The sequence below is a fragment of the Rhodococcus sp. NPDC059969 genome, from assembly GCF_042738325.1.
Taxonomy (GTDB): Bacteria; Actinomycetota; Actinomycetes; order Mycobacteriales; family Mycobacteriaceae; genus Rhodococcus_F.
Genome location: NZ_JBHWUF010000004.1, coordinates 307,408 through 327,969 on the forward strand (window position 1 = coordinate 307,408; position 20,562 = coordinate 327,969).

Genomic DNA, 20,562 nt, shown 5'->3' on the forward strand with positions numbered 1-20,562 from the left:
ACGCTAACGCGAATCACCCACAATTCGCTCGATGAGCAGCGGCCGCGAAACGGTGTCGGATTCGGTCCCGATGGACCAGCCACCACCGAGGCTGCGACGCGCTGCGTCAAATCTCTCGGGGGTATCCGTGTGCAAAGTCATCAGCTTCTGCCCGGCGCGAACCACTTCGCCCGGCTTTGCGTGCATCTCGATGCCGGCACCGGCCTGCACGGCTTCACCTTGCCGTTCGCGTCCGGCTCCGAGTTTCCAGGCTGCGACGCCCACCGCCATGGCGTCGAGTCGGGTCAGCACACCGTCTCGGTCCGCGGTGACGACGTCGCTGTGCCTAGCCACCGGCAGCGCTGCGTGCGGGTCCCCACCTTGTGCGCAGATCATCGCGCGCCACCGGTCCATGGCCGTGCCGTCGGCAAGTTTGTCTGCCGGGTCGATACCGTCGATCCCGGCCGCGGACAGCATTTCCCGCGCCAGGACAAGGGTCAGCTCGACGACGTCCGACGGACCCCCGCCGGCCAGCATCTCGACGGATTCTCGTACTTCGAGAGCGTTGCCGGCCGTCAGTCCCAGTGGAGTGTCCATCCCGGTGATGAGGGCGCTAGTGCGCACACCGGCGTCGTTGCCCAATTCGACCATCGTGCGAGCCAGCTCGCGCGCGTCGCCGAGGTCCTTCATGAACGCTCCGGAACCGACTTTGACGTCGAGCACCAGGGCGCCGGTCCCCTCGGCGATCTTCTTGCTCATGATCGAACTTGCGATCAGCGGAATGGATTCCACTGTTCCGGTCACGTCGCGCAGCGCGTAGAGCTTCTTGTCGGCCGGGGCCAGGTTCGCTCCGGCAGCGCAGATCACGGCACCGATTTTCGGGTCCGAAAGAATGTCGACCATCTCCGCCGCCGTGAGGTCTGCGCGCCAACCCGGAATGGCCTCGAGCTTGTCGAGTGTTCCACCGGTGTGGCCCAGTCCGCGTCCCGACAACTGCGGGACTGCAAGACCGCACGCAGCGACGAGGGGCGCGAGCGGAAGGGTGATCTTGTCCCCCACTCCACCGGTCGAATGTTTGTCGACGGTGGGCAGCGGCAAGTCCGAAAAGTCCATCCTCCCGCCGGATTCGATCATCGCATCGGTCCATCGACCGGTCTCCGCCCGCGACATTCCGCGGAAATAGATCGCCATCGCGAGCGCCGACATCTGTTCGTCGCCGACGACCCCCTGCGTGAACGCCTGAACTATCCAGTCGATCTCGGTCCCCGACAATTCGCGGCCGTCACGCTTGGCGCCGATGATGGAAACTGCGTCAAACATGGCGGAGCCCCTCTGCTTGTTCCGGCCCGAAAGCATCGGGCAACAGCTCGCTCAGCGGCCTGAAGCCGCTGCTGGTGTCGACAAGCATCTCACCCCCGCCATGCTCGAGAAGAAGCTGTCTACACCTGCCGCAGGGCATCAGAATCGACCCCTTCGCGTCGCAGCATGTGAAGGCCACCAGCCGCCCACCCCCGGTGGCGGCCAAGTTACCGACGAGTCCACATTCGGCACACAGGCTCAAACCGTATGAGACATTTTCCACATTGCATCCTGAGACGATTCGACCATCGTCTACCAGGGCCGCTGCACCCACCGCATACCCCGAGTACGGCGCATAGGCCTGCCGCATGACCACTTGCGCGTTGTGCCGCAACAACTTCCAGTCGATGTCACCCATGGTTCGTTATCCAATCACGCGGACTGAATGGATGCAGAAACCACGCCGTAACCGTCTCACGGAGATTGGAAAGGCAAACCTTACAAAGAGTTTGGTACGCGTACGAATCCCGCATCTGATTAGTTCCCGGTTTCACATAGGTTTAGAGTCTGAGTCAAGTCGGTTCAGGATCCCGTCGAGCCCGGGCTGAGGTACATCGAAGCTCTCTGCAGGCTCGACGCGTCCACCAATGACGTTGGAGGCACAGCACTCGATGAGTACTACGACTGAAGCCGCTCCTCAGAAGGAGCGCACGAGGTCGCTTTACCGGGGCGACCCCGGAATGTGGTCCTGGGTTCTACACCGGATCACAGGCGTCGCTACTTTCTTCTTCCTATTCGTACACGTTCTCGATACGGCACTCGTTCGGGTCAATCCCGATACGTACGACGCCGTCATCGACACGTACAAGAACCCCCTCGTCGGCCTCATGGAGATCGGCCTCGTCGGAGTAGTCCTCTACCACGCCCTCAACGGCGTGCGCGTGATGTTGGTGGACTTCTGGTCGAAGGGCCCGAAGTACCAGCGCGTCATGCTCTGGACCATTCTGACGATCTGGTTCCTGGTGATGATCCCAGGCGCCGGACGCATCCTCATCAACATGTTTGCGGAGCACTGACATGGCGACTACTCACGGACCCGAAGCCAAGAGCCTGGGCACCTCATACGACCGTCCCGCAAGCCTGGACAACCCGCGGTCCCCGCGTGCGAAGGCTCGGAACAACTTCGAGTTGTACGCATGGCTGTTCATGCGCTTCTCCGGCGTCGCCCTGATCGTTCTGGTCCTGGGCCACATGTTCATCATGCTGATGCTCGACGGTGGCGTTCATCGTCTGAACTTCGCATTCGTCGCAGGTCGCTGGTCCAGCCCGTTCTGGCAGTTCTGGGACCTGACGATGCTGTGGCTGGCACAGCTGCACGGCGGCAACGGCCTGCGCACGGTCATCGCGGACTACTCCCGCAAGGACTCCACGCGCTTCTGGCTGACCACGATCCTCGTTCTCTCGATGATCCTGATCATGGGCCTGGGCACGTACGTCATCTTCACCTTCGACCCCAATATCTCGGCGAGCTAGGGGAGCACAGACTTCATGCAGGAACATCGTTATGACGTGGTCATCGTCGGCGCCGGCGGCGCAGGCATGCGTGCGGCAATCGAAGCTGGCCCCCGTGCCCGCACGGCCGTACTGACCAAGCTCTACCCCACCCGCAGCCACACCGGCGCGGCCCAGGGCGGCATGTGTGCCGCACTGGCGAACGTGGAGGAAGACAACTGGGAGTGGCACACCTTCGACACCGTCAAGGGCGGCGACTACCTCGCCGACCAGGACGCCGTCGAGATCATGGCCAAAGAGGCCATCGACGCGGTGCTCGACCTCGAGAAGATGGGCCTGCCGTTCAACCGCACGCCCGAAGGCAAGATCGACCAGCGTCGATTCGGTGGACACACCCGTGACCACGGCAAGGCACCCGTCCGCCGTGCGTGTTACGCAGCCGACCGCACCGGTCACATGATCCTGCAGACGCTCTACCAGAACTGCGTCAAGCACGATGTCGAGTTCTTCAACGAGTTCTACGCGCTCGACATCGCCATCACCGAGACCGAAGACGGCCCGGTTGCCACCGGTGTCATCTGCTACGAGCTCTCGACCGGCGAGCTGCACATCTTCCACGCCAAGTCGATCATCTTCGCGACCGGCGGCTCGGGACGCATGTACAAGACGACGTCAAACGCGCACACCCTCACCGGTGACGGCATGGGCATCATCTTCCGCAAGGGCCTGCCCCTCGAGGACATGGAGTTCCACCAGTTCCACCCGACAGGACTCGCCGGTCTCGGCATCCTGATCTCGGAAGCTGTCCGTGGTGAAGGTGGCATTCTCCGAAATGCCGACGGTGAGCGCTTCATGGAGCGCTACGCCCCCACCATCAAGGACCTCGCTCCGCGTGACATCGTGGCTCGTTCGATGGTCCTCGAAGTTCTCGAAGGCCGCGGCGCCGGCCCGAACAAGGACTACGTCTACATCGACGTGACGCACATCCCCGAGGAAGTTCTCGACGAGAAGCTCCCCGACATCATGGAGTTCTCGCGCACCTACCTCGGCGTGGACCCCGTCAAGGAGCCCGTGCCCGTCTACCCGACGTGCCACTACGTCATGGGCGGTATCCCCACCAAGATCAACGGTGAGGTTCTGCGCAACAACGACGAGGTCGTCAAGGGCCTGTACGCCGCCGGCGAATGTGCCTGCGTCTCCGTGCACGGCGCAAACCGCCTCGGCACCAACTCGCTCCTCGACATCAACGTGTTCGGCCGCCGCGCCGGCATCGCTGCAGCCGAGTACGCGAACTCCACCGAGTTCGTCGACCTGCCGGAAACCCCGGCCGCGATGGTCGAAGACTGGGTCGGCGTCATCCTGTCCGATCACGGCCACGAGCGCGTTGCGGACATCCGCACCGAGCTGCAGCAGTCGATGGACAACAACGCCTCCGTCTTCCGCACCGAAGAGCGCCTCACCCAGGCACTCAAGGATGTGCGTGCTCTCAAGGAGCGCTACAACCACATCACGGTCCAGGACAAGGGCAAGCGCTACAACAGCGACCTGCTCGAGGCCATCGAGCTGGGCTTCCTCCTCGAAATGGCAGAGGTCACCGTCGTCGGTGCCCTCAACCGCAAGGAATCGCGCGGCGGCCACGCTCGCGAGGACTTCCCGGATCGCAACGACGCCGAGTACATGAAGCACACGATGGCGTACAAGGAGGGTGACGGCCTGCTCTCCGACATCCGTCTGGACTACAAGCCGGTGATCCAGACCCGCTACGAGCCGATGGAGCGTAAGTACTGATGTCTGCGCCTGCTGTAGATGCACCAAAACTCCCCGCTGTTCCCGAGGGCGCCGTCATGGTCACCCTCAAGATCGCGCGGATGAACCCCGAATCGGGCGAGGGCCAGCACTGGGACAGTTTCCAGGTTCCGGCACTGCCCACCGACCGTCTGCTCAACCTGCTGCTGTACGTGAAGGGCTACCTCGACGGCACCCTCACGTTCCGTCGCAGCTGCGCACACGGAGTCTGTGGATCGGACGCCATGCGGATCAACGGTGTGAACCGTCTGGCCTGCAAGCTGCTGATGAAGGACATGCTCCCCAAGGACGGCAAGCCTGTCACCATCACGGTCGAGCCCATCAAGGGCCTGCCCGTCGAGAAGGACCTGGTTGTCGACATGGAGCCCTTCTTCGACGCATTCCGCGCCGTGAAGCCGTTCCTCATCACCAGTGGCAACGAGCCCACTCGTGAGCGCATCCAGAGCCAGCACGACCGTGCTCGTTTCGACGACACCACCAAGTGCATCCTCTGTGCATGCTGCACCACGTCGTGCCCCGTGTACTGGAGCGACGGCAGCTACTTCGGTCCCGCTGCCATCGTGAACGCACACCGGTTCATCTTCGACAGCCGTGACGAGGCCGCTTCCGAGCGTCTCGACATCCTGAACGACAAGGACGGCGTGTGGCGTTGCCGCACCACGTTCAACTGCACCGACGCGTGCCCCCGCGGCATCCAGGTGACAAAGGCTATTCAGGAAGTCAAGCGAGCGCTGCTCTTCGCTCGATAGTTGGCCTTCGGCCTGTGCGCGGTTAGGGAGTCTCCGGACTCCTTGACCGCGCACAGCTATGTCGGGGGCATGTTGAGCGGAGTCACGACCTGAACCGGTGACGTCGTAAAACCGAAGTGGGCGCCCATGGCGCCGTGCTCTTTCATGACCACCTGAGCGGCAGTGCGAAGATCCGCCCGCAGATCGTGGTGCAGCACCGCCGAAATTCGCCTCTCCCCCAGCAACTTTCGATTGTCTCCGTCGAGATCGTGGGCGACGAAGACGGAGCACTCTCGATTCAGTTCTTCGAACGCGTCGACCGTGGCCAGGTTGCCGCCACCGATCGAATACACAGCACGGATCTGCGGATCGGATTCGAGCGCTGCCCGCACCAGTTTCCTACTCGTCTGGTCCAAACCGTCACTGTTCGGAATGTCGATCAAACGTCGATGCGGAGCCGAAACGCGCATGGCGGAGCGAAATCCCATCTCCCGTTCTTCCTCGCCGCGAAAGAATCCGCTGCTCATGCTGACCAGCACGTTGCCGTCCCGATCCCCCAGCCACTGATCGATCAAATACGCGGCGGTGGCTCCGGCGGCTCGGTTGTCGATTCCGATGTAAGCGGCTCGCCTGCTGCCGGCAACGTCGGTCACCAACGTGACGACCGGAATCTTTGCCGCCACGAGCCGATCGATCGCCGCCACGACTTCCGCAGTATCGGGAGCCTTGACGATGACACCGTGGGACCCGCGTCGGCGAATCTTGTCGAGCGTCGATGTCATCGCTTCTACCGAACCGGTCTCACGAAAGTGAAACCGGGACCGCACCACAGCGGGCGCAAGGGTCGGCAGTTCAGCCTCGAGCGCATCGCGGACGGCGTCGGAAAACCTTGCAGGAGTTTGCAACACGACGTCGACGATGAACGTGCGACCGACCAGTTTCAGTTGCGAGCGTTGACGTTCCAGGTCCGTGATCGCCTGGCGAACCTCCGATCGTGTGCCGTCGCGAACTCCGGGACGGTCGTTGAGCACCCGGTCGACGGTGGCCTCACTCAGGCCCGACTGCTGGGCGATCTCCCGCACTTTGAATCGATGCGCCACAACTACCTCACAATGATGGATATTTGATGGTTTTTCGCTGTTGCTCGAGGTCTTCGTCACAGCCAGACTAAACCCATGACTTCTCCGCCGGGCGTAATCAGGCCCGCACTCCTAGCCGACACTGTTGTACTGGTCAGTGGCGGCTCGCAAGGCGTCGGCGCCGGCGTCGTACGTGCCGCTGTCCGTGAGGGCGCTCAGGTGGCTTTCACCGGCCGACGCCCTGACGTCGGAAAGACTCTCGAGGCAGAACTTCCGGGAACCCATTTCATCGAAGCCGATGTGGCACAGACGGATTCCGCACTCGCCAGCGTGGCCGAGACGATCTCGCATTTCGGCCGCGTGGATGCCCTCGTCAATTCTGCCGGGCTCACCTCGCGCGGCACGCTGCTCGACACCACCGAAGAACTCTTCGACCAGCACATCGCGGTGAACCTTCGCGGTCCGTTCTTCACGATGCAGGCAGCAGTCAAAGACATGCGCGAGCGTGCGGTCCCCGGGTCCATCGTCAACATCATCTCCACGTCCGAACTTGGCGGGCAGCCGTATCTCGCGCCGTACGTGGCAGCGAAGGCCGGGCTGGCGGGTCTGACCCGCAACGCCGCCCATGCGCATCGCTGGGATCGTATCCGGATCAACGGTCTCGACATCGGGTGGACACAGACCGAGGGAGAAGACCTCACGCAGAGAGCTTTTCACGACGCCGGTGACGATTGGCAGGAACGTGCAGGCAGCACCCTCCCCATGGGCAAGCTCGGACAGGTCGACGAAATCGCCGACTTCGTCGTCTTCCTGCTCTCCGATCGCAGCGGAGTCGTGACGGGTTCGATCGTCGACTGGGACCAGAACGTCTTCGGAGGGTTGGACTGATGGGCGCTCGCATCGGAGTCATCGGGCTCGGAAGAATCGGCAGCTTCCACGCCCGAAACCTGCTCACGATGGACGGCGTCGACTCGCTGGTGGTCACCGATGCCGACGCATCTCGCACCTCCGACGTGGCAACCGAACTCGACGTGGAGTCCGCCGCCGACCCAGAGTCTCTTCTCGCCTCGGGAGTCGACGGCGTTCTGATCGCCGCGTCGTCGAGTTCGCACGCCGACTTGATCGAAGCCGCTGTCCGCCGGGGTATCCCGACGTTCTGCGAAAAGCCGGTCGCCGACTCCATCGAATCTTCCGTTCGTGTACTCGAGGCTGTCGAGCAGACCTCGGTACCGGTCCAGATCGGATTTCAGCGCCGCTTCGATCCGTCATTTGTGGCGGCATACGACGCAGTTCGATCCGGACAGCTCGGTTGGATCCACACTCTCCGATCGACCACCCTCGATCCTGCTCCCCCACCGATCTCGTACATCGAACACTCCGGCGGCATCTTCCGCGACTGCTCGATCCACGATTTCGACATCGTCAGGTGGGTCAGCGGCCGCGAAGTCACCACGGTCTTTGCCACCGGCTCGAATCAGGGTGATCGCGCGATCGCCGATGCCGGTGACGTCGACACCGCTGCAACGGTTCTCACGTTCGAAGGCGGGACCATCGCGGTCGTGTCGAATACTCGCTACAACGGCCGTGGCCACGACTGCCGGCTCGAAGTCCTCGGCTCGAGAGACTCCGTCGCTGCGGGACTCGACGACCGTTTGCCACTCCGCTCGCTCGACCCCGGAATCTCGTTTCCCTCGAAGGAGCCGTACACGTTTTTCATGGACCGTTTCACTTCCGCCTACCGTGCCGAACTCGAAGCATTCCTCGGCGTTGTCGCCGGGCGTCGGGAATCACCCTGTACTCCCGCGGATGCAGTCGAGTCGGCCTGGATTTCCGAAGCTGCAACGTACTCGCTGCACCAGGGTAGGCCCGTGGCGATCACCGAAGTCAAAGATCTGTTCCTACACAACAAGAATGAGGCACACACATGAGCACTCCCCGCATCGCCGGCGCACCGATCTCCTGGGGTGTGTGTGAAGTCCCGGGTTGGGGCTACCAACTCGACCCCGCGCAGGTTCTCCGTGAAATGCGCGAAGTCGGCCTCGCGGCAACGGAAATCGGTCCGGAGGGCTTTCTGCCGACAGCACCCGCCGAGATGGCCAAGGTGCTCGCGGATCACGACCTGAGCGCAGTCGGCGGGTTCGCACCGGTTCTGCTGCACGATCACGATCATGATCCGGTGCCAGGCATCTCCCCGATCCTCGACGGTTTTGTCGCCTCGGGTGCCGAGGTTTTGGTTCTCGCTGCCACGACGGGTTCCGACGGCTACGATTCACGTCCGGAATTGGACGAGCAGAGTTGGAAAACCCTGCTGCACAATCTCGATCGGCTCACCGACGCCGCGGCCGAGCGCGGCATTCGAGCAGTCGTCCACCCTCACGTCGGAACGATGATCGAGCAGCGCGACGAGGTCCTGCGCGTGCTCGACGGCTCGGCCATCCCACTGTGTCTCGACACCGGCCACCTGTTGATCGGCGGCACCGATCCGGTCGACCTGGCGCGTCAAGCTCCCGAGCGCATTACCCACGTACATCTCAAGGACGTCGACGATGCCCTCGCATCACGCGTTCGCAGCGGCGAGCTCACCTACACCGACGGCGTCAAGGCAGGAATGTACCGTCCGCTCGGTGGTGGCGACGTCGACATCGCCGGTGTCACTGCCATCTTGCAGCGACACGGTTTCGACGGGTGGTACGTCCTCGAGCAGGACACAATTCTGACCGAGGCGCCATCGGACGAGGGGCCGGTACGCGACGTGCGAGCCAGCGTCGAGTACCTGCGGTCGGTTCTGTGACACCTACCCCGTTGCGAATAGGCATTCTGGGAGCCTCACGAATCGCCGAGAACGCGATGATCAAACCCGCAACGGCCACCGGGCACCGCCTGGTGGCCGTTGCCGCACGCAACCCCGAGCGTGCCAGAGCCTATGCGGCACAGCATGGGATCGAACGGGTGGTCGGTTCGTACGCGGAGCTGATTTCGGATCCGGAGGTGGACGTCGTCTACAACGCGCTGCCCAACAGCCTGCACGGCCCGTGGAATCTCGCCGCCATTCAGGCGGGCAAGCACGTGCTGACGGAGAAACCGTTTTCGAGCAACGCGGCGGAAGCACAGGCGGTAGTCGAGGCAGCACGCGTGAGCGGAGTGACGCTGCTCGAGGGTTTCCACTACCTCTTTCATCCGGTGAACCGGCGCCTGCTGGATCTGGTTCGGAATGGCGCCGTCGGCGAACTAACTCGAGTGGAAACGGTACTGCGGATGCCGACCCCCGCCGAGAACGATCCGCGGTGGGAACTCGCGTTGGCGGGAGGGTCTCTGATGGATTTGGGCTGCTACGGATTACACGCTTCCCGGATGCTGAGTGACGTGTGTGGTGGGGCGCCGGTGGTGACCGCGACCCGTCACGAGGAATACGTTCCGGGAGTTGATTCGTGGTTCGACATCGAACTCGAATACCCCAGTGGCGCCACGGCATCCGTGGTGACCACGATGTTGGACGAGCGTTATCACTTCACCTTCCGAGTCTTCGGCACGGAAGGTGACGTCCTGGTGCACAACTTCCTGCAGCCGGACGTCGACGACCGCGTCTCCATCACGGCCGGTGGGCGCACGATCGTCGAGCATCTGGGCACCACGTCGTCGTACACCTACCAACTCGAGGCCCTGGCCGATCATCTGGCCGGGGACTCGACACTTCCCATCGGCCCGGCCGACGCGCTCGCCAACATGACGATGATCGACGAGGCGTACATGCATTCCGGCCTCGGGGTTCGGCCGACTACCACCCTCTGACGAAACGACTACTGCCTCGGTTCGATTCGAACCGAGGCAGTAGTCGTGACGTTCTGATCTAGCGGCGAAGCTCGTGGGTCAGTGTCTCGAGCTCGTCACCGCCTGCCATCTCCTTGGTCAGTTCTTCGAGCGAGATGTCGTCGTACTTGGCGTCGAGCTTCTGACGACCTCGGTTGAGGAGCACGAAGTGATCGCCGACCATGTACGCGTGGTGCGGGTTGTGCGTGATGAAGATGACGCCGAAACCCTGCTCCTTGGCAGCGGTGATGTAGCGCAACACCATTCCCGATTGCTTGACGCCGAGCGCTGCTGTCGGCTCGTCGAGAATCAGCACGCGCGCGCCGAAGAAGATGGCGCGTGCGATGGCAACACACTGACGCTGACCGCCGGAAAGGCTGCCGATCGGTGCGTCGACGTCGGGCAGTTCGATGCCCATCTTCGACAGTTCCGAGAGCGTCGTCGCACGCATGGCGTTGGCGTCGAGCGACTTGATGAGTCCGCCCTTGCGCAGTTCCTGCCCGAGGAAGAAGTTGCGCCACACCGGCATCAGCGCAACAACGGCGAGGTCCTGGTAGACCGTCGCGATGCCTTTGCCAAGCGCTTCTTTCGGAGAATGGAACGTCGTCGGTTCGCCGTCGACGAGCAGTTCACCTTCGCTCTGCTGGTGCAGGCCGGCGATGATCTTGATCAGTGTGGACTTGCCTGCGCCGTTGTCACCGAGCACGCCGGTCACCTCACCCGCGCCGACGCGGAGGTTGATTCCCTTGAGCGCGATGATGTTTCCGTATTGCTTACCGACGTCCTTGAGCTCGATCAGTGGCACGTTGCCGCCCGAGTTCGAGAGAGCGGGAACTTCAGCTGTGGTACTCATGTGTCACCTTTTCGCAGCGTAGTTGCGGAATGCGTTGTTGGCGATGACCGCGAAGAGCAGCATGGCGCCGAGGAAGAACTTGAACCAGTCCGGGTTCCAGCCTGCGTAGACGATGCCCTGGTTGGTCATACCGAAGATGAATGCGCCGATCGCAGCGCCGATCGCGGTTCCGTAACCACCGGTGAGCAAGCAACCGCCGATGACTGCGGCGATGATGTACAGGAACTCGTTACCGACTCCCTGACCGGACTGAACGGTGTTGAACGAGAACAGCAGATGCATGCCCACGAACCAGGCCGCAAAGCCGACGGTCATGAACAGACCGATCTTGACTGCCGTCACCGGCACACCGATCGCGCGTGCGCTGTCCTGATTACCACCGACCGCGAAGATCCAGTTGCCGATCTTGGTCTTGAACAAGATGAACGTGGCAATCGCGGTGAACAGCAGCCACCACACGACGGTGATCTTGACGGACACGCCGAAGACCGAGAAGGACGACGCGAATACCTTTTTGGCGGAATCGAATCCGGCCATGTCGGAGACGCTGGGTGTGGCCACTTGACCACTCACGAGCTTGGTGACGGCCAGGTTGATGCCGGTCAACATCAGGAACGAACTCAAGGTGATGAGGAAGCTGGGGATCTTCGTCTTCATGACGAGGTAACCGTTGAAGAATCCGACCGCGAGTGAAACCACCAGCGCCAGAATTGCGCCCACCCACAGATTGAGGTGCAGGTTGTAGGCGATCATGGACGCTGCCAGCGAGGACGTGGTGACCGCGACGCCGGCGGAGAGGTCGAACTCGCCGCCGATCATGAGCAGGGCGACCGCGCAAGCCATGATGCCGATCGTGGAGCTGGAGTAGAGCACTGTCGCAAGCGCTTCCGGCGTACGGAACGGCGCCGCGACGATACAGAAGAAGATGAAAATAGCGATGGCGCCGACAAGTGAACCCATCTCGGGGCGGAGCAGCAGACGCTGAATGCGCTTCTGCTCCTTCACCCGTTCATCGGTCACGACTTTGTGGGCGGCAAGGTCGAGATCTGCCTGAGTGGACATGATTTCCCTTCCGTGCTGGACAGGCGCACGGTGGGCGGATTCTCAGCCCTCCGTGCGCCCGGATCAGCGAGTTCCGTTCTTGGCGTACTCGGCGACCGAGTCGATGTTGGTGTTGTCGATGAACGCGGGTCCGGTCAGCGTCGGCAGGCCGCCGCCGATCACGTTGCCGTTGTTGAGGTAGAGCCACAGCGAATCGATGGCGAGGTAGCCCTGCAGGAAGGGTTGCTGGTCCACTGCCCACTGCACGTCACCGGATTTGATGGCGTCGACGAGAGCCGCGTTGGTGTCGAAGGTGACCACCTTCGCCTTGCTGCCAGCGTTGCCGACCGACGTCACGGACGTCAATGCAAACGGCGCACCGAGAGCGAGGACTCGATCGATGGCCGGGTCCTGCTGAAGCTTCGCGGTGATGGTCGACTCCACCGACGGCATGTCCTTGCCGTTGACGTTGAGAATCTCCGTCGCTCCCTTGAACGACTTCTTCACACCGGCACAACGTGATTCGAGGCTCACGTTGCCCTGCTCCTGAATGACGCACAACACCTTGGTCGCTCCTTCGGTGTTGAGTCGCTCGCCCGCAGCTTCACCGGCAATCGACTCGTCCTGACCGAAGTACTCCTTGACGCCCATGTCCTTCCAGGTTTCGAGGCCCGAGTTGAGGGCGACCACCGGAATGCCCGCGGCGGTGGCACTTTGGACCGCGGCAACCATGGCGTCAGGCTTCGCGAGGGTGACTGCAATCCCGTCGACCTTGCTGTCGATCGCGCTCTGAACCAGGTTGGCCTGATTCGGTGCCTCGGGATCGGCGGAGTACCGAAGTTCGATGTTGTCCTTCGCCGCTGCGGTTTCGGCGCCCTTGCGCACCAGATCCCAGAACGTGTCACCGGGAACTTCGTGGGTGATCATCGCAATGGTGGCGCGGGGCGTGTCCGCCGTACCCGCGCCCATTCCCGATCCGGAAGAATCCGGCTTACCGCCGGTGCTTGAACAGGCGGCCAGACCCAAGACCACGACTGAGGCTCCGGCCAGTACGGCAACGCTCTTGCGCCCCGTGAGAAACGACATGTGAACTCCCTCTCGACATCAACCAACGGCCCGCGAACGGATGGTGCTCGGTTGTATGTGAAAGATGTAATACCCGTCACAGTCGAATGTCAATAGTTTGTTCTGACATTAGGACTGCTTATCAAAGACGGGACAAACCGGATCCCGTGGAAACGCCAGGTCAACGCGCTGCAGGTCCAGTTGAACCTCGAACTACTAGTTGTGGCTGCGCGACTATGTCCTTGCCCAAGAGTCCACTTCCGCCGTCGAGGCGTTCGGAGATCCGCTCCACCGCGGCGCCACCCAGAAACGCCGTGTCCTGCCTGACACTGGTCAGATCGATGTGCGCCAAACCTGCCACTGCACTGTTGTCGAATCCGATCACGGAGACGTCGCCGGGCACCGAGACCCCGGCACGCAAGAAGACGTCCAGGACTCCGAGCGCGCAACGATCGTTGAAAGCGAAGACCGCACTGGGAAGCCCTTCTTCGACCATCGACCGCGCGGCGTCTGCCCCGAACGCCTCCGTGAGACCGCCGGGAAGGATCCGCGATTCCAGACCGGTCGCCCGCATGGCCTTCCGGTAGCCCTGACGCCTCTCCTGGGCACCCGGACCGCGTCCGCCGTCGACGTGGACGATCGAGCGGTGCCCGAGTTCAACGAGATGATTCACGGCCATCACGGCGCCCGCCTCGTCGTCCGTGCGGACAACGTCCACATGCACTGAGGGCATCTTCCGCGCGAGCACGACGACGGGAACCTTGGCCGCCAGGTCGACGATCTCCGATTCCGGCGCCTGCGAACCCAACAGCAAGATCGCCTCGCATCGGTCATCGAGAAGGGTACGAACGGCGCGCGAGCCAGGCCTGCGATCCGAGACGGCACTGAGGACGACGTCGTAGCGCAACCTTTCCGCTGCGTCGTAGATCTCATCGAGCAGTTCCGCGTGAAATGTTTGCGCCGCAACGTAACTGACACCGATCAAGCGGCTGCGATGTTGACGCAGCAGTCGCGCAGCGTTGTCGGGTCGATAGCCGAGTTGGTCCGCGGCCGCCTTGACTCGTACACGCGTCGCATCGCTGGCACCCGGGACATCACGAATGACGATGGACACCAGTGCGCGTGACACTCCGGCCAGATCGGCAACATCCTGCAAGGTGGGGCGTCGACTGTTCACCTCAACAGACTAGATCGTTCCAGCAAATATGCACGCAAACGTTGACGCGCGCCGCAACCGGCGCTTTACTGGCACCACTAGAACGATCTAGTTCCTCATTCTCACTCCGAACGGAGCCCCCATGTCTGCCTCTGTTGCAGTCGGTCTCATCGGCGCCGGATGGATCGGCCGTTTCCACGGCGAGTCCGTCGCGCTGCGCATCCCCGGCACCCGTCTGGTCGCCGTCGCCGACCCCGCGTCCGGCGCTGCGGCGTCATTGATCGAGCGTGTCAGTCCCGACGCTCGCCCGTACACCGATGCACTCGAACTGATCGCCGATCCGAACGTCGAAGCGGTGCTCATCAGTACGCCCGCATCAACTCACACCGATCTCGTGGTGGCAGCAGCGGAGGCCGGCAAACATGTCTTCTGTGAAAAGCCGATGGCCTTGACGCTCGAAGACGCCGATCGCGCAATCGGCGCGTGCGCTGCGAACAACGTTGCGCTGCAGGTCGGTTTCAATCGGCGCTTCGCCGCTGATTTCGCGGCAGCCCACGACGTGATCACCACCGGCGGGATCGGGACCCCACAGCTACTGCGTTCCCTGACCCGCGATCCGGGCATCACCGCCGACGTCGCTGCTCGGGTCAGGCCGTGGACCATCTTCAACGAGACGCTGATTCACGACTTCGACGCTCTGCTCTGGCTCAACCCGGGAGCACGCGTCGTCGAGGTGTTCGCGCAGGCCGATGCTCTCATCCATCCGCAGTACAAGGAGCAGGGGTACCTCGATACGTCGATGGTTCAGTTGCGCTTCGACAACGGCGCCCTCGCGTCGGCCGAGGCCAACTTCCACGCCACCTACGGCTATGACGTGCGCGGTGAAGTCTTCGGTTCCGGAGGAATGGTGAGTGCAGGAGAGGTCACTCGGACCGCGATGCGTCATTACAGCTCGCCGGGTGTTCTGGCCGACACACCCCGGGTGAACATCGAACTCTTCCATGACGCATATGTCGCTCAGCTGGCACACTTCGCCGATTGCGTCCGCTCCGGTACTGCGCCGTCAGTTGACGGTCTCGATGCCCGCAACGCGCTGGAAATTGCCTTGGCTGCAAAAGAATCCGTGGAAACCGGGCTGCCGGTGTCGCTACTGTCGGTGCCGCGATGAGCCCGTTCGACTTGGCGGTCTCCGCCGAAATGACGTTCACCGAACTCCCCTTCGTCGAGCGTGTTCGGCGGATCTCGGATGCGGGATTTGCTGCAGAGATCTGGAGTTGGCAGGACAAGGACCTCGACGCTCTTGTCGCCACCGGAGCTCGGTTCTCCTCGATGACCGGCTACCTGCACGGCGATTTGTTCGACGAGGCGGGCAGCGCCGAACTGGTACGCACGGCGCAGCTGTGTCTCGCTCCGGCAGCGAAACTCGGCGTTCCCCGGCTGAACTTCCACACCGGTGAGCTGATCGACGGGCAGGCTGCTCGCCCGCAGTATCGAACTACCGGGGCGATGTGGCTGACCGCCGGCCGCGCACTCGAGAAGATCGCGCGCCTCGGCGAAGACGCCGGAGTTGTCTTCTGCCTCGAGAATCTCAATACGATTGTCGATCACCCCGGAGTTCCGATGGCCCGAGCCAAAGACACTCTGGCACTGGTGGAATCCGTCTCACACCCGAACCTCAAGATGATGCTCGATCTCTACCACGCACAGATCGGCGAAGGAAACCTCATCGAACTCGTGCGGCGTTGTGGTGACAACATCGGCGAGATTCAGGTGGCCGACGTACCCGGTCGATGCGAACCCGGAACCGGCGAGATCAACTACCCCGCCATCGCACGCGTGCTCGCTGACCAGGGATACACCGGCACAATCGGTTTGGAGGGTTGGGCGTCGGGAGGCAGTGACGTCGCGCTCGCTGCCTTCCGGAAAGCCTTCACGCTCTAGGCCTCCCCCGGGAACGTGATTCCTACCTGACGGCGGATCTCGTCGAGGATGTCGAGCGTCGCAATGGCCGCGTCGAGCGGATGGACCGGCGACTCGAGATCCCCGGCGGTGATCCGACGCGCCGCCTCGGCCGCCTCGAACGCGAGACCTCCGACGTATCCGTCGACCGGGTCGTCGTAGCGCGCAGATCTTCCGTCTCCGAGCCGGACCGTGAAGGACCCGGGGCGGTAGAACGTCGAGTCCAGAACGATCATCCCCTTGTCACCGCAGATCGAGGCGGTATTGGGTGTGTCAGCGAGGATGGTGGTGCTCAGACTCGCCTGAGCTACACCGGACCAGGAGAGCACCGCGGAAATCTGGCCGTTCACTTGGTCGTTCGCCGGCTGACCGAAAGCGAAGACCGAAGTCGGAACACCCAGCACTCGATGCGCAAGACTGACCGGATAGGTCCCGAGGTCGAGAAGCGGCCCGCCCGCGAGCGCCGGATCGTAAATACGGTGATCGGTCTCGAACCGTTCACCGTGATCTGCCAGAACCGTACGTATGGTTCCCAGAAGTCCAGCCTCGATGATCTGGTCGATCACATCGAACTTGGGCAGGAAGGACGTCCACATCGCCTCCATGCAGAACAATCCGAGCGCTGCTCCCCTCTCTTGAATGGCACGTCCCTGTCCGCCGTTCAAGGCAAGTGGTTTCTCGATCACAACATGCTTTCCGTGATCCAATGCCGCCATCGCGCAATCGAAATGAGCAGTGTGCGGGGTTGCGACATAGACGACGTCCACCTCCTCGGAGGCAAGCAAAGCTTCGTAACTGCCGTGAGCGCGTCGGATCCCCCACTGGTCCGCGAAGGCCTGCGCTCGGGCCAGTCCGCGCGAAGCAACTGCCGTCACCTCCTGAGCTGTATTGGTCTGCAGGGATTCCACGAAGCGCTGTGCAATCCAGCCAGGACCGAGGATCCCCCAGCGCAAAGTCGGGGCGTCGATCGGATCGGGGACCCGGGTGCGAGGGAGTTCCAGAACGGTAGAAGAAGTCATGCCTCGAACTGTAGAGTCGAATCGCGAAATATGTAAGGACATTATGTTGTCCAATTAAACTCTCTGGAAGTAGGAACCTCATGTCGATTCGTGTCGGTGTGATCGGAACCGGCGTCATGGGCGCCGACCACGTCCACAATCTGCATTTCACGGTCTCCGGGGCAACGGTCTCAGTGGTCGCAGACCTCGATCAGGACCGGGCAGTGTCGGTTGCGTCGGCAGTCGGAGCACGGTGGGTGACCGATCCCTTGAAACTGATCAACGACGCTGACGTGGATGCCGTAGTCATCGCTTCCCACGATTCGACGCATGCCGACCTCTCCCTTGCTGCGATCGAAGCCGGAAAACCGGTTCTGTGCGAGAAGCCTCTTGCAGTGACAGCGCAGGATTGCCGACGCGTTGTTGCAGCCGAGAACCCCGAAAGCCCTCTGGTGAGCGTCGGCTTCATGCGTCGGTTCGATCCGGGATACGTAGCGCTGAAGGCCGAAACACATTCCGGCCGTATCGGAGACCCACTGATCGTGCACTGCTCGAGTCGAACAGTCAGCACCTACCCAGGCGGCCGTTCGGAATCCACGGTGACCAACTCCGCGATTCACGAACTCGACATCGTGCCGTGGATCCTGAACTCCCCCGTCGTTGCGGCCAGTTGGCACTGCGGGCGCTCCAGCTCACTCGTGACCGATCGCCAGGATCCGCAAGTGATCATGCTTCGCACCGCCGACGGCGTTCTCACCACGGTCGAGATCTTTCTGAACGCGCGGTACGGCTACGACACTCGGTGCGAGGTCGTCGGCGAAATCGGCGCGGCTCGCCTCGCCGAACCCGTGGTCATTCACACCGACACGGACCGCTCACACTCGTACGGCTATGCGGCGGATTGGATTCCGCGTTTTGCCGAGTCGTATCGGCGCCAACTTCACGAGTGGATCGACGCGTTGAGCACCGGTAGACCGTCGACGTTGGCCACAGCAGCCGACGGACTGCAGGCAAACCTCGTGGCTGCGGCAGTGATCAAGTCGATGCACTCCGAAGGAGAAACTGTCTCGGTCGAATCCATAGGGGACGTTTCTCGAGGTCTTTTTGATGGATTTCAGGGGTAGTTTCGATGGCTTTTCCTTGGCAGTGTTTGAGTCACAGCGCATCTTGAACACTGCAGGAAAGGTCCCCGAATGACTCCAGCACTGACCGACCACACCGTGCCGTCCGCGGGTAGGTTGCACCGGCAAAACTGCAACATCGAAGACTTCGCCGCTTTGGTCGCACACGAGACAGACCTCGCCGATTACCCGTACGCCGATTCTGTGGCCGACGGGGTTCTCTTGTACGACTCGAAGGCATTGGTCGAGCAATCGTCGAATCCTGAAATCCGCGCGGAGATTCAGGACGAGATCGCCCGTGCGTTACTCACCGGGCCCGGCATCACGGTCTTCCAAGGCGCATTCGACGCGGAGGTATTGGATCGCGCCAGCGCAGTCTTTCGTGAACTCATTGCGCGCCAACACGAATCCGGCGCGACCTCCGGGGATCACTTCGCCAAACCCGGAGCAAATGACCGGATCTGGGGAGCACAACTGAAGTTGGCGCTCGAAGATCCCAAGGCTTACGTCGACTACTACGCAAACAGCATTGTCGCTTTAGCTTCGGAAGCCTGGCTCGGCCCCATGTATCAGGTGACGTCGGACGTCAACGTCGTCAATCCCGGTGGCGCCGCACAGAATCCACATCGCGACTACCACCTCGGTTTCATGTCGAGCGACGTCGCTGCGAAGTTCCGGGCGCACGTTCATCGCTTGACCCCCGCCCTCACCTTGCAAGGTGCAGTCGCCCATGTGGACATGCCGGTCGAGACGGGCCCGACAAAATATCTGCCGTACTCCCAACAATTCGAATCCGGATACCTCGCGTTCGAGCGTCCCGAGTTCAAGGAGTTCTTCGAGGCCAATTACGTCCAATTACCTTTGGAGAAGGGAGATGCCGTCTTCTTCAACCCTGCACTGTTCCACGCCGCCGGCCACAACAAATCCGCCAACGTCCTGCGCATGGCAAATCTTCTTCAGGTGTCGTCAGCCTTCGGTCGCGCCCTCGGAACCATCGACCGGGAGGCGCTCGTCAACGCGATCTATCCGGCACTGCTCGCCCTCAGCGAAGCAGGTTCCGACGAGTCCGTTCGGTGTGCCGTCGCCGCTTCCGCTGAGGGCTACGCCTTCCCGACCAATCTGGACCGAGACCAACCGATCGACGGCCTCGCGCCTCAGACGCAGGCCGAACTAGTGATGGAGGCAGTTCGCGAGCGGATCTCGCCTGACCATCTGGCCGAGTTGCTGAAGGCACAGTCCGAGAGGCGAATGAGCTGAGGGACGGCAGCGCTGAAAAGACTTAGGCCGCTTAATGCCGATCGGTCGGTACGCTCGTGGCATGGGGTGGGACTTGTTAGTGCTGTTCGCCATGATCGGCCCGTTGGCGGTGTTCGGGTGGGCGGCTGTTCGGGCAAGGCGCCGCGGGCTTGGGGGGTCGTTCGTCGGGCCGTTTCAGGAGATGTTCGATCCCGGTGCGGCGCGAGCACAGACTGTCATCGAACAGATCGCGGAACTTCCGGATCCTGCGGACTCCGGCGACCCGGACAACGACGACGATGTGCCGTACACAGTCGCCTACGAGGGTGTTCGGCTCCACATCAACCCCGGTAAGGCTCGACAGCGCGGAGGCGACGGGACCACCAAGCGAGCTGAGTGAAAGTCGGACCGGATACAACGCGAGGGAGAACTGGTTCAGTCAGGGCCGGCGAAGTTGATAGGTGATACCGTTCTCCAACTCATCTGAGCTGAAGGACTCCGGAGAGAAGTGGCCCAAGCTCACCTCATAGTTTCTCTGGTTTGCGGGGACGGCATCAAAATGTGCGGTGTAGGAGCAGGTGCTCATTCCGTCGGGAAGTTGATCGATTGCCTCGACCTCGAGTGTCGACCTTGTGGATGCAGCGCCGCTGCCCCCGAAAATCTGAATCTGGTCGTTCGGAGCAACACGAATCATGTCGATCACGCACTCTCCAGAGACCGTCTCGGCCTGCTCTGCCTGACCGGTCACCGTTATCGTGGCGGCAAAGGTTTTCGGCACATCGACATTGGTCGTGCAGCTTGTCAGCATCAGCGCTCCCACAGAGCCCGCTGCCGCAGCCGCAACCTGTGCTGACCTTCGCCTCATAGTCGTCAACGGTAGTGCGTCCGAGTCGCCACGGTGCTCGGTTGCCGAACCCGAAGAG

The 20,562-nt window shown here is 62.2% G+C and carries 22 protein-coding genes; 13 read left to right on the forward strand and 9 right to left on the reverse strand.

Annotated elements, in window-relative coordinates; all coding sequences use genetic code 11:
- Positions 1 to 3: 3 nt before the first annotated feature.
- Entirely contained in the window at positions 4 to 1,299 is a 1,296-nt protein-coding gene (locus tag ACFWAD_RS15225; RefSeq protein ID WP_378545080.1) for a thymidine phosphorylase, read from the reverse strand.
- Positions 1,292 to 1,696: a cytidine deaminase gene (locus ACFWAD_RS15230; protein WP_378447696.1), complete on the reverse strand. Its 405-nt coding sequence runs from the start codon at positions 1,694 to 1,696 to the stop codon at positions 1,292 to 1,294. The genes ACFWAD_RS15225 and ACFWAD_RS15230 overlap by 8 nt, the downstream gene beginning before the upstream one ends.
- Positions 1,697 to 1,949: 253 nt before the next feature.
- On the opposite strand from ACFWAD_RS15230, the gene sdhC reads away from it, so the two are divergent.
- From sdhC to ACFWAD_RS15250, 4 genes are read left to right on the forward strand one after another with little or no spacing between them, the layout of a single operon-like run.
- The gene (gene sdhC / locus ACFWAD_RS15235) at positions 1,950 to 2,354 is read left to right on the forward strand and encodes a succinate dehydrogenase, cytochrome b556 subunit (RefSeq protein ID WP_020969155.1); all 405 of its coding nucleotides are present in this window, start codon (positions 1,950 to 1,952) and stop codon (positions 2,352 to 2,354) included.
- A 1-nt stretch (position 2,355) separates the two neighbouring features.
- Positions 2,356 to 2,811 carry a succinate dehydrogenase hydrophobic membrane anchor subunit gene (locus tag ACFWAD_RS15240; RefSeq protein ID WP_003940699.1) on the forward strand — a complete coding sequence of 152 codons (456 nt, stop codon included), beginning with the start codon at positions 2,356 to 2,358 and terminating at the stop codon, positions 2,809 to 2,811.
- A gap of 15 nt (positions 2,812 to 2,826) precedes the next feature.
- The gene (gene sdhA, locus ACFWAD_RS15245) at positions 2,827 to 4,578 is read left to right on the forward strand and encodes a succinate dehydrogenase flavoprotein subunit (protein WP_019747692.1); all 1,752 of its coding nucleotides are present in this window, start codon (positions 2,827 to 2,829) and stop codon (positions 4,576 to 4,578) included.
- The gene (locus tag ACFWAD_RS15250; protein ID WP_003940925.1) at positions 4,578 to 5,345 is read left to right on the forward strand and encodes a succinate dehydrogenase iron-sulfur subunit; all 768 of its coding nucleotides are present in this window, start codon (positions 4,578 to 4,580) and stop codon (positions 5,343 to 5,345) included. Before sdhA ends, ACFWAD_RS15250 begins: the two co-directional genes overlap by 1 nt.
- Positions 5,346 to 5,401: 56 nt before the next feature.
- On the opposite strand, the gene ACFWAD_RS15255 is transcribed toward ACFWAD_RS15250, so the two are convergent.
- Entirely contained in the window at positions 5,402 to 6,424 is a 1,023-nt protein-coding gene (locus ACFWAD_RS15255) for a LacI family DNA-binding transcriptional regulator (RefSeq protein ID WP_378534225.1), read from the reverse strand.
- Between the two features lie 75 nt (positions 6,425 to 6,499).
- Here ACFWAD_RS15255 and ACFWAD_RS15260 point away from each other — a divergent pair, with 75 nt between their 5' ends.
- Genes ACFWAD_RS15260 through ACFWAD_RS15275 form a run of 4 tightly spaced genes read left to right on the forward strand, consistent with a single transcriptional unit; the run spans position 6,500 to position 10,192 of the window.
- Entirely contained in the window at positions 6,500 to 7,291 is a 792-nt protein-coding gene (locus ACFWAD_RS15260; RefSeq protein ID WP_378545083.1) for an SDR family oxidoreductase, read from the forward strand.
- Positions 7,291 to 8,331 (forward strand): Gfo/Idh/MocA family oxidoreductase, encoded by a 1,041-nt coding sequence (locus ACFWAD_RS15265; RefSeq protein WP_378545086.1) that lies wholly within the window; start codon positions 7,291 to 7,293, stop codon positions 8,329 to 8,331. Before ACFWAD_RS15260 ends, ACFWAD_RS15265 begins: the two co-directional genes overlap by 1 nt.
- The gene (locus tag ACFWAD_RS15270) at positions 8,328 to 9,194 is read left to right on the forward strand and encodes a TIM barrel protein (RefSeq protein WP_378545089.1); all 867 of its coding nucleotides are present in this window, start codon (positions 8,328 to 8,330) and stop codon (positions 9,192 to 9,194) included. The genes ACFWAD_RS15265 and ACFWAD_RS15270 overlap by 4 nt, the downstream gene beginning before the upstream one ends.
- Positions 9,191 to 10,192 (forward strand): Gfo/Idh/MocA family protein, encoded by a 1,002-nt coding sequence (locus tag ACFWAD_RS15275; RefSeq protein WP_378545091.1) that lies wholly within the window; start codon positions 9,191 to 9,193, stop codon positions 10,190 to 10,192. Before ACFWAD_RS15270 ends, ACFWAD_RS15275 begins: the two co-directional genes overlap by 4 nt.
- Positions 10,193 to 10,250: 58 nt before the next feature.
- Here ACFWAD_RS15275 and ACFWAD_RS15280 read toward each other — a convergent pair whose 3' ends face one another.
- From ACFWAD_RS15280 to ACFWAD_RS15295, 4 genes are all read right to left on the reverse strand, one after another.
- A complete protein-coding gene (locus tag ACFWAD_RS15280) occupies positions 10,251 to 11,063 on the reverse strand; it encodes an ATP-binding cassette domain-containing protein (RefSeq protein WP_007727336.1) in 813 nt (270 codons plus the stop codon).
- A gap of 3 nt (positions 11,064 to 11,066) precedes the next feature.
- On the reverse strand, positions 11,067 to 12,125 hold the full coding sequence (locus ACFWAD_RS15285; protein ID WP_069145865.1) for an ABC transporter permease: 1,059 nt from the start codon (positions 12,123 to 12,125) through the stop codon (positions 11,067 to 11,069).
- Positions 12,126 to 12,188: 63 nt separating this feature from the next.
- The gene (locus tag ACFWAD_RS15290; RefSeq protein ID WP_003941029.1) at positions 12,189 to 13,190 is read right to left on the reverse strand and encodes a substrate-binding domain-containing protein; all 1,002 of its coding nucleotides are present in this window, start codon (positions 13,188 to 13,190) and stop codon (positions 12,189 to 12,191) included.
- Between the two features lie 160 nt (positions 13,191 to 13,350).
- Positions 13,351 to 14,346 carry a LacI family DNA-binding transcriptional regulator gene (locus ACFWAD_RS15295; protein WP_378545096.1) on the reverse strand — a complete coding sequence of 332 codons (996 nt, stop codon included), beginning with the start codon at positions 14,344 to 14,346 and terminating at the stop codon, positions 13,351 to 13,353.
- A 121-nt stretch (positions 14,347 to 14,467) separates the two neighbouring features.
- Between ACFWAD_RS15295 and ACFWAD_RS15300 the strand changes: the two genes are divergently transcribed.
- Positions 14,468 to 15,493: a Gfo/Idh/MocA family oxidoreductase gene (locus tag ACFWAD_RS15300; RefSeq protein WP_378545099.1), complete on the forward strand. Its 1,026-nt coding sequence runs from the start codon at positions 14,468 to 14,470 to the stop codon at positions 15,491 to 15,493.
- Positions 15,490 to 16,266 (forward strand): TIM barrel protein, encoded by a 777-nt coding sequence (locus tag ACFWAD_RS15305; protein ID WP_378545102.1) that lies wholly within the window; start codon positions 15,490 to 15,492, stop codon positions 16,264 to 16,266. The genes ACFWAD_RS15300 and ACFWAD_RS15305 overlap by 4 nt, the downstream gene beginning before the upstream one ends.
- Here ACFWAD_RS15305 and ACFWAD_RS15310 read toward each other — a convergent pair.
- Entirely contained in the window at positions 16,263 to 17,303 is a 1,041-nt protein-coding gene (locus tag ACFWAD_RS15310; protein ID WP_378545105.1) for a Gfo/Idh/MocA family protein, read from the reverse strand. The genes ACFWAD_RS15305 and ACFWAD_RS15310 overlap by 4 nt on opposite strands.
- Positions 17,304 to 17,383: 80 nt before the next feature.
- Here ACFWAD_RS15310 and ACFWAD_RS15315 point away from each other — a divergent pair, with 80 nt between their 5' ends.
- The 3 genes from ACFWAD_RS15315 (at position 17,384) to ACFWAD_RS15325 (ending at position 20,039) form a co-directional block, all read left to right on the forward strand.
- On the forward strand, positions 17,384 to 18,406 hold the full coding sequence (locus tag ACFWAD_RS15315) for a Gfo/Idh/MocA family oxidoreductase (protein WP_378545108.1): 1,023 nt from the start codon (positions 17,384 to 17,386) through the stop codon (positions 18,404 to 18,406).
- 69 nt (positions 18,407 to 18,475) lie between these two features.
- Positions 18,476 to 19,660: a phytanoyl-CoA dioxygenase family protein gene (locus ACFWAD_RS15320; protein WP_378545111.1), complete on the forward strand. Its 1,185-nt coding sequence runs from the start codon at positions 18,476 to 18,478 to the stop codon at positions 19,658 to 19,660.
- Between the two features lie 61 nt (positions 19,661 to 19,721).
- A complete protein-coding gene (locus tag ACFWAD_RS15325) occupies positions 19,722 to 20,039 on the forward strand; it encodes a hypothetical protein (protein WP_241199139.1) in 318 nt (105 codons plus the stop codon).
- A gap of 39 nt (positions 20,040 to 20,078) precedes the next feature.
- Here the strand turns inward: ACFWAD_RS15325 and ACFWAD_RS15330 are convergent, their stop codons facing one another.
- Entirely contained in the window at positions 20,079 to 20,459 is a 381-nt protein-coding gene (locus tag ACFWAD_RS15330) for a hypothetical protein (protein ID WP_378545116.1), read from the reverse strand.
- Positions 20,460 to 20,562: the final 103 nt, after the last annotated feature.